Below are 8,508 nucleotides of genomic sequence, written 5' to 3' on the forward strand. Positions count from 1 at the left end.
CATGGCCCGCGCCATGGCCGTCTGCTCGGCGCGGAAGGCGTGCAGCCGCTCGTGCAGCGCCGTGTCGTGGCGGGCCAGCATCGCCACTGCGAACAAAGCGGCGTTGGCTGCACCGGCGGCACCGATGGCAAAGGTGGCCACGGGGATGCCTTTGGGCATTTGTATGATGGAGTGCAGTGAATCGACCCCTTGCAAATGGCGACTCGGCACCGGTACGCCCAGCACCGGCACGGTGGTCTTGGCCGCCAGCATGCCGGGCAGATGGGCCGCGCCACCCGCACCGGCGACGATGGCCTGCAGACCGCGGCCCTCGGCCGCTTCGGCATAAGCGAACATGTCGTCTGGCATGCGATGGGCCGAGACGACCCGGGCTTCGAACGCGACACCGAACTGTTGGAAAATGGCAGCCGCGTGCTGCATGGTGTCCCAGTCACTGCTGGACCCCATGACGACACCGACCTGGACGTTGCTGCTGGACATGGCGACCCCGGGAAAATCCCATCATTCTAGAGAATCGGATGCAGCAGACATGATCGACGTCACGCTTGCCAATTTCCAGACCGAGGTGCTCGAAGCCTCGCTGACCACACCGGTGCTGGTGGATTTCTGGGCACCGTGGTGTGGCCCCTGCAAAGTTCTCGGCCCCATTCTGGAGAAGGTGGAGCAGGCCTATGCTGGCCGTTTCAAGCTAGCAAAGGTCAACACCGAGGAAGAGCAGCAGCTCGCCAGCTATTTCCAGATCCGCAGCATTCCGACCTGCATTCTGTTCATCGGTGGCCAGCCGGTCGACGGTTTCATGGGGGCGCTGCCTGAGGGACAGATCAAGGCTTTCCTGGACCGCAGCTTGCCCACACCGGAGCAGCTGGAGGCGCAAGCCGAGGTGCAGGAGGCGCTGCAGGCTGTGGCCAGTGGCGACACCGAGGCGGCGCTGCAGCGGCTGCGCGAGGCGCTGGCACGTGATCCGGACAACGAAGAGGCCCGCTACGATTTGGTGCGCTTGTTGGTGGAAAATGGTCAGCTGCAGGAGGCCTCGGCTGCGCTGGCACCGGCGTTGGGCAAATTGCCCGTGCTGCTGCGCTTCGAGGCGCTGCGGCACTGGATCGATGCATTGGAGTTCGCCGCGCACGATCCCCGTGGTCAGTGGCCGCTGGAGAAATTCGACGAGCTCATCGCCGCCAACCGGCGCGACTTCGAGACGCGCCTGGCCAAGGCGCGCGTGCTCATCGCACGTGGCGACTGGACCGCGGCGATGGACGAGTTGGCCGAGATCATCATGCGCGACAAAAAGTGGGGCGATGAGGTGCCGCGCAAGACCTACGTGGCGATTTTGGAGCTGCTGACACCGCCGCCGCGCGACGCCGGGGCCGCGCCCAAGTCAGCCGCCGGTCTGGAAATCACCGGGCATGTCGCGGCGGCCCAAGATCCGCAAGCCGAGCTGGTTTCGCGCTATCGACGCAAGCTTAGCATGGCGCTGAATTGAGCCGCTGGAGGATGGCCGATGATCACCGTGCGCTTCATCACCCCCGGCCCGCACGGGCCCGTGCAAGACCGCGAGGTCGAGGTCCTGGCCGATGGCCGCAGCTTGATGAAGGCCGCGGTGGATGCGGGCATCGATGGCATTGCCGCCGACTGCGGCGGCAGCTTGACCTGCGCCACCTGCCACGTTTTCGTCACCGAGCCGTGGCTGGGGCGGCTGCCGCCAGTCTTGGCGGACGAAGACACCATGCTGGACTACACGGCAGACGAGCGACGCGCCAACAGCCGTCTGAGTTGCCAAATCCACCTGACCCCCGAGCTGGACGGCCTGACCGTGGAACTGCCCAAGCGGCAATACTGACGGCAGCGCCGGCGTGGGTTGACATTTCTTTACATACGGATCAAATACCCTTCACGCGGGGTTGTAACCATGGGCGCGGTATTGGCGGTTTCCACGGCAGCCACTCCGTTGGCTTGGGCCCATGGCACACGGGCTGGATACGGGCCTATGGGTGGCGGCCCTGGCGGCCAGCTTTAACCGCGCGGCCGATCGCATCGAGACCCTGGTGCGCTCGCATCAGTCGCTGCTGGCCAATGCCTCGCACGAATTGCGCTCGCCCCTGGCGCGGCTGCGCATGGCGCTGTCGCTGTGGGAAACCGATGCCCCTGAGGCGCGCCTGGCCCGCCGTGCTGAAATCGATCGCAACATCCGCGAGTTGGATGCGCTGGTGGAGGAGGTGTTGCTGGCCAGCCGCTTGCAGGCCGCGCCGCCGCCCAGCGTGAAGATGGTGCGTTCGGGTGATGTGGCCGAGCTGCGCGTGTGCGACCGCGGACCCGGCGTGCCGGCCGATCAACGCGAGCGCATCTTCGAGCCCTGTTATCGCCTGCCCGGGCGTGCGGAGTACGCCGGCGGCGTTGGCCTGGGTCTGAGTCTGGTACGCCAGATCGCCCAGCGCCACGGCGGGGAGGCGCGGTGCGAGCCGCGCGACGGCGGCGGCAGCTGCTTCGTGCTGCGGCTGCCGCGGGCTTGATCAGCCGATCAACCGTGTCAGCGCCTCGCGGTATTTGGCTGCGGTTTGTTCGATCACTTCCTTGGGCAAGCGCGGGGCGGGTGGTGTTTTGTTCCACGGTCGGCCGTCCACCCGGACCTGCTCCAGCCAGTCGCGCAGGTACTGTTTGTCAAAGCTCGGGGGGTTGCTGCCTTCGGCGTAGGACTCGGCCGGCCAGTAGCGCGACGAATCGGGCGTGAGCACCTCATCCATCAGCGTCAGGGTCCCGTCCGCATCAAGCCCGAACTCGAACTTGGTGTCGGCAATCAGGATGCCTTTGCTGGCCGCATAGTCGCTTGCGGTCTGGTACAGGCGGGTAGAAATATCGCGAATGCGCTCGGCCAGGTCACGGCCGATGCGCTTGGCCATCTCGTCGAAGGTGATGTTTTCGTCGTGCTCACCCACGGCCGCCTTGGCCGCTGGGGTGAAGATGGGCTGCGGCAGGCGGCTGGCGTTGCGCAGGCCCGGGGGCAGCGGCACGCCGCACACCGATTGCGTCTGCTGGTACTCTTTCCAGCCGCTGCCGGCCAGATAGCCGCGTACCACGGCTTCCACGGGGATGGGCCGCAGGCGCTTGACCAGCATCGAGCGGCCGCGCACTTGCGCTCGTTCCTCGGGGGTCACCACGCTTTGTGGGTCCTCGCCCGTCAGGTGGATGGGGCACAGATTGGCCCCCCGGGGCCCCAGCTTGTCGAACCAGAACAGGCTCAACGCGGTGAGCAGCTCGCCCTTGCCGGGGATGGGCTCGCCCATGATGACGTCGAATGCGCTGATGCGGTCGGTGGCCACCATGAGGATACGGTCTTCGCCCACCGCGTAGTTGTCGCGCACCTTGCCGCGCGCCAGCAGCGGCAAGGAGGTCAGGTGTGAAGTGTGCAGGGCATAAGCCATATCAGTCAGCAAAGCAACATTGGATCGGTCCGTCATCAGCCGGTGTTGCGCAGCCCCGCCGCGATGCCGTTGATCGACAGGTGGATACCGCGTTTGACCTTCTCTTCCTGGTTGCCGGCGCGGTAGCGGCGGATCAGCTCCACCTGCAGATGGTGCAGCGGGTCGATGTAGGGGAAGCGGTGCGCGATCGAGCGCGCCAGCGCCGCGTTGTTGGCCAGCCGCTGGTCATGCCCGGTGATGGCCTGCAGCGCCGTGTGGGTGCGGTGCCACTCGGCCTCGATGGCGCCGAAGACGCGCCGGCGCAGACGCGCATCGGGCACCAGCTCGGCATACAGGGCGCCGAGCGCCAGATCGCTCTTGGCCAACGCCATGTCGATGTTGCTGAGCAAGGCGGCAAAAAACGGCCAGCGGGCGTACATGTCGCGCAGCAGGGCGTGCGCAGCCTCGCGGCCCAGGTCCGCCTCCAGCGCGGCCACGCCGCTGCCCAACCCGTACCAGCCGGGCAGCGTCAGGCGGCACTGGCCCCAACTGAAGCTCCAGGGGATGGCGCGCAGATCCTCGATGCGTTGCGTGGCCTTGCGCGACGCAGGCCGCGAGCCGATGTTGAGCTCGGCAATCTCGCGGATGGGCGTGGCATGAAAGAAGTATTCGGCAAAACCTGGCGTTTCGTAAACCAGTGCGCGGTAGGCCGCCTGGCTGGCGCGCGACAGCGCCTCGGCGGCCTGCAGAAAACGCGCCGGCACCGGCCGTCGGGGGGGCAGCAGGGTTGCCTCCAGAGTAGCGGCCACCAGCGTTTCCAGATTGCGCCTTCCGATGTCCGGATGTCCGTATTTGGAGCCGATCACCTCGCCCTGTTCGGTCAGCCGGATCTGGCCGCGCACGGTGCCGGCAGGCTGAGCCAAGATGGCCTCGTAGCTCGGGCCACCACCCCGGCCGACTGTACCGCCTCGACCGTGGAACAGGCGAAACCGCACCGGGCGTCCGCTGTCGGCTGCCAGGCGGTCGAACACGGCCGCCAGCGCCACCTCGGCCTGGTAGAGCGACCAGTTGCTGGTGAAGATACCCCCATCCTTGTTGCTGTCGGAGTAGCCGAGCATGATGTCTTGCTCGCCATATTCCAGCGGCCCGCCGGCGTGCACCAGCGCGGCCACGCCGGGCAGCGCGTAGTACTCGGCCATGATGGTTGGGGCCTGCTGCAAGTCTTCGATGGTCTCGAACAGCGGCACCACGATCAGCTCGGCCCGTGCATCCTCCCCCCATTGGCCGTGCAGCAGACCGGCCTCCTTTTGCAGCACCAGCACTTCCAGCAGGTCGCTCACCGACTCCGTGTGGCTGATGATGGCATGCCTGATGGCCGCCGCGCCGTAGCGCCGGCGCGCCTCGCGTGCGGCGCGGAAGATGGCCAATTCACGCTGTGTGACATGACTGTAGGTGGCATCGGGCAGTCGCAGCGGCCGTGGATCGGCCAGGATGTTCAGCAGCAGATGGCGGCGCGCGGCCTCGTCGAGTGCGCTGTAGTCTGGGGCCACCCGCGCCCGGGCCAGCAGCTCGGCCACGGCCAGCTCGTGTTGGTCCGAGCTTTGGCGCAGGTCCAGCGTCGCGAGGTGAAAGCCGAACACCTCTACCGATCGGATCAGGGGTTTGAGGCGCGGCTCGATCAGGGCTGCACAACCTTGCTCGATCAGCGCCGCTTCGATCACGCGCAAATCGGCCAGAAAGGCGGCTGCATCGGAGTAGGGGTCTTGCGGTGCGACGGCGTGGCGCGCTGGCTCGCCGCCGCTCAAGGCATGCAGCGTAGCCGCCAGCCGCGCATACAGGCCCACCAGCGCGCGCCGGTAGGGTTCGTCGCGGCGGTGCTCGTTGGTGTCGGGCGAGGCCTCGGCCAATGCCTGCAGCGCCGCCGGGGCGGGCAGCAGCATGGCGGACAGGGACAGTTCGGCGCCGAGCGCATGCACCTCGCGCAAATAGTGGCGCAGGATCAAATCTGACTGGCGCTGCAGCGCCAGCGCCAGCGTGTCCGCGTCCACATTGGGGTTGCCGTCGCGATCGCCGCCAGTCCATTGGCCCAGTCGCAAGAACGGCGCTACCGCAGCGCCACCCAGCGCCGTTTCGATGTCGGCATACAGACGCGGGACCTCGGGTATAAAGGTGCGCTCAAAGTACGCAAGCGCATTTTTGATTTCGTCGGACACGGTCAGGCGCGTGAAGCGCAGCAGCCGGGTATGCCAGAGTTGGGTGATGCGTGCCCGCAGCAGGGCTTCGTTGGCGGCCAGCTCGCGCTCGCTGACGCGGTCCCCACGTCGGCTGCCCGCCGCCAGCGCGCGCGCCCGTATCGCATCGCGCTGCGCCAGCAGCTGGGCGATGTCGCCTTCGGCCTTGCGGATGCTGGTGCGCTGCACCTCGGTCGGATGCGCGGTCAGCACCGGTGAGACCAGGGCATGGCGCAGGGTGTCGGCGATGGTCTGTCCGTTCACCCCGGCACGGCGCAGGCGTTGCCAGGTGTGTGCCAGGCTACCGGGCTGTACATGGCCGGCGCGCTCGTGCACCTCGCGCCGGCGGATGTGGTGCCGGTCCTCGGCCAGGTTGGCCAGGTGGCTGAAGTAGGTGAAGGCACGGATCACGCTGACCGCCTGGGCATCGGTGAGCGCATGCAGCATGCGCTGCAGTTCGCGGTCGGCCTGCGGATCGGCATGACGGCGAAATGTCACCGAAAGCTGGCGTATGCGCTCGATCAGGGCAAAGGTAGCCTCGCCTTCGTGCTCGCGGATCACGTCGCCGAGCAGCCGGCCCAACAGCCGGATGTCCTCCACCAACGGTTGGTCTTTGGACGGGATCGCAGCGCGGGCGGCGGAGTCGGCCGAGGGGGCGGGGGACGGGTCGCGGCGGGGCGTGGCCATGGATGGAAATTGCGTCAGGTCAAGCAAGAGAAAGCGAAAAGATGGTTTCAACCCGCAGCGCCGTCGCTGCGCGCCAGGGTATGCAGCAGTGTTTTGCCCAGCTCCACACCCCATTGGTCGTAGGCCTGGATGTCCCAGATCGCGGCTTCGCAAAACACTTTGTGCTCGTAGGCGGCCATCAGTGCGCCCAGAGCATGCGCATCCAGCCGAGGCAGCCACAGCAGGTTGCTGGGGACGTTGCCGGGGAAGGTGCGGTGCGGGGTGAGCGCTTTCACGGTTTGGGCATCCAGCCCCTCGGCCCGCAATTGGGCACGGGTTTGCGCCTCGTCGCGGCCCAGCGCCAGCGCCTGCGCCTGCGCGAGCAGGTTGTCGCGCATGAGGCGATGATGCCGCGCGGCCAGCGGCAAGGGTGTATCTTCGGTGTCGACGCCGATGAAGTCCACGGGCACGCGGTGGCGGCCCTGGTGTAACAGCTGAAAGTAAGCGTGCTGCCCTTCCAACCCCACGCCGCCCCAGACGATCGCCTCGGTGCCGACGGCGCAGGCGGTGCCGTCGCGGTGCACCCGCTTGCCGTTGGACTCCATCGCCAGCTGCTGCACATACGGCACGAAGTGGCGCAGCCGCTCGGCGTACACGGCCACTAAGTGTGTCGGGCAGCGCAAAAAGTCGCGGTTCCACACCGACAGCAGCGCCAGCGCCAGCGGCAGGTTGCGCTCCGCTGGCGCGTGCCAGAAGTGCGCATCCATCGCGCGAGCCCCCGCCAGCAGCTGCCGAAACGACGCCGCTCCGATGGCCACCGCGAGCGGAAAGCCGATCGCCGACCAGACCGAATAGCGCCCACCAACCCAGTCCCAGAACACGAAAATGTGTGCGGGGTCGAACCCTTGTGCCCGCGCCAGATCGGGCCGAGCCGTCACCGCCACCAGATGCGCGGCTTGCGCGGCTGGATCGAGCTCGGCATCGGACAACCAGCGGCGTGCCGTATCGGCCATCAGGCGGGTTTCGGGGGTGGTGAAGCTTTTGCTCTGCACGACAAACAGGGTCTCGTGCGGGTTAAGGTCGCGCAAGGCTTCGTGCAGCGTCCAGGCGTCGGCATTGGGCACATAGCGCACCGCCACTGTCGGCGTGGCCAGGGCGGCCAGCGCAGCCGTGGCCATGCGCGGTCCCAGGTCCGAGCCGCCGATGCCCAGGTTGACCACCGTGCGGATGGGCAGCCCGCGGTGTCCGTGCCATGTCCCGCTGCGTACCCGCTCGGCCGCCGCCAGAAAACGTTCCCGCTCGTCGCGCACGGCGGCGCTGATGGCGGGCCCCCAGGGGGCCGACAAATCGTCATCGCCCCGCAGCGCCGGGTGCAGGGCGGCACGCCCTTCGGTGGCGTTGATGGCTTCGCCGCGCCGCAAGGCTTCGGCTTGTCCGGCCACATCCGCTTCGCGCGCCAGCGCCAGCAGGGCATGCCAGATGGGCAGATCCACGGCCTGCCGCGTGGCATCCAGCCGCAGCCCGGCGGCTTCGAAGCGCAGCGCTGCATCACGCGCCGCATCTGCCACGGTCAAGCGGTCCCGCAAATGCGGCTGGGGCGCCGCCGCCAGGGTGCGCAGTCGGCCCCAGGCGGGCAGGTTGGCTGGCGGGTGCGCTGCCAGGGACGCACCGGCAGACGGGGCGGAGGAGCAGGGCGACGGTGTCGTAGCGTGCATGGGCCAGGAGTGGATAAGCACCATCCGCGATCATACGGCCCAGGCGACTGTGCACCGGCGCCCTCCGATCTCAGTCCTCCTCCTCGGTGGCACCGTATTCGATATCGAGCCGGTTCATGTACCCAGCGTAAAAGCCGATGATCAGCATGTAAACCACCAGCGCGCCCTGTGCACCGACCCAGAAGCTGAAGGGCCAGCCGAAGAAGGTGAAACTCAGCTCGCGGGCAAAAAAGCCGACGACGAATGTCACCACGAACCAGATGGCCAGCAGGACCCCCGTGATGCGCAGGTTTTTCTGCCAGTATCGCTGCTCTGGTTCCATCGCTTGCCTAAGGGCTGTGCACCTCAGTGCACCTGTCCCACCTTGAGCATGTTGGTGCCGCCCGGCTGGCCCAGCGGCTCGCCAGCGGTGATGACATAGCGGTCGCCAGCCTGCACCGCACCGTACGTCTTGAGCTGCTGCACCGCCTGCTCCAGCGCGGTGTCGCGGTCCGCGCTGCC

8 protein-coding genes and 1 pseudogene are annotated in these 8,508 nt (G+C 67.4%); 3 read left to right on the forward strand and 6 right to left on the reverse strand.

What is annotated here, in order from left to right; translation table 11 throughout:
* Positions 1 to 480 (reverse strand): 5-(carboxyamino)imidazole ribonucleotide mutase (gene purE, locus P3W97_RS01470; protein ID WP_300843196.1); only part of this gene is annotated, 480 nt, incomplete at its 3' end.
* Between the two features lie 49 nt (positions 481 to 529).
* On the opposite strand from purE, the gene trxA reads away from it, so the two are divergent.
* The 3 genes and pseudogenes from trxA to P3W97_RS01485 form a co-directional block, all read left to right on the forward strand.
* Positions 530 to 1,480, forward strand: a complete 951-nt coding sequence (gene trxA, locus P3W97_RS01475; RefSeq protein ID WP_300843197.1) for a thioredoxin — start codon at positions 530 to 532, stop codon at positions 1,478 to 1,480.
* A gap of 18 nt (positions 1,481 to 1,498) precedes the next feature.
* On the forward strand, positions 1,499 to 1,837 hold the full coding sequence (locus P3W97_RS01480) for a 2Fe-2S iron-sulfur cluster-binding protein (protein WP_300843198.1): 339 nt from the start codon (positions 1,499 to 1,501) through the stop codon (positions 1,835 to 1,837).
* Positions 1,838 to 1,988: 151 nt separating this feature from the next.
* Positions 1,989 to 2,507: pseudogene (locus tag P3W97_RS01485) on the forward strand (sensor histidine kinase); the annotation flags it as partial.
* Here P3W97_RS01485 and P3W97_RS01490 read toward each other — a convergent pair.
* From P3W97_RS01490 to P3W97_RS01510, 5 genes are all read right to left on the reverse strand, one after another.
* Complete coding sequence (locus tag P3W97_RS01490; RefSeq protein WP_300843202.1) at positions 2,508 to 3,416, reverse strand: phosphoribosylaminoimidazolesuccinocarboxamide synthase; 909 nt, start codon at positions 3,414 to 3,416, stop codon at positions 2,508 to 2,510.
* Between the two features lie 35 nt (positions 3,417 to 3,451).
* A complete protein-coding gene (ppc, locus tag P3W97_RS01495) occupies positions 3,452 to 6,313 on the reverse strand; it encodes a phosphoenolpyruvate carboxylase (protein ID WP_300843199.1) in 2,862 nt (953 codons plus the stop codon).
* A 47-nt stretch (positions 6,314 to 6,360) separates the two neighbouring features.
* Positions 6,361 to 8,007, reverse strand: coding sequence for a glucose-6-phosphate isomerase (gene pgi, locus P3W97_RS01500; protein WP_300843200.1), 1,647 nt, complete (start codon positions 8,005 to 8,007; stop codon positions 6,361 to 6,363).
* A 70-nt stretch (positions 8,008 to 8,077) separates the two neighbouring features.
* Positions 8,078 to 8,329 carry a DUF4212 domain-containing protein gene (locus P3W97_RS01505; protein ID WP_300843201.1) on the reverse strand — a complete coding sequence of 84 codons (252 nt, stop codon included), beginning with the start codon at positions 8,327 to 8,329 and terminating at the stop codon, positions 8,078 to 8,080.
* Positions 8,330 to 8,352: 23 nt separating this feature from the next.
* Positions 8,353 to 8,508: pyruvate kinase alpha/beta domain-containing protein (locus P3W97_RS01510; protein WP_300843203.1), on the reverse strand; the 156-nt coding region annotated here is incomplete at its 5' end.

Origin of the sequence: Tepidimonas sp. (assembly GCF_029335975.1) — a bacterium.
GTDB lineage: Bacteria > Pseudomonadota > Gammaproteobacteria > Burkholderiales > Burkholderiaceae_C > Tepidimonas.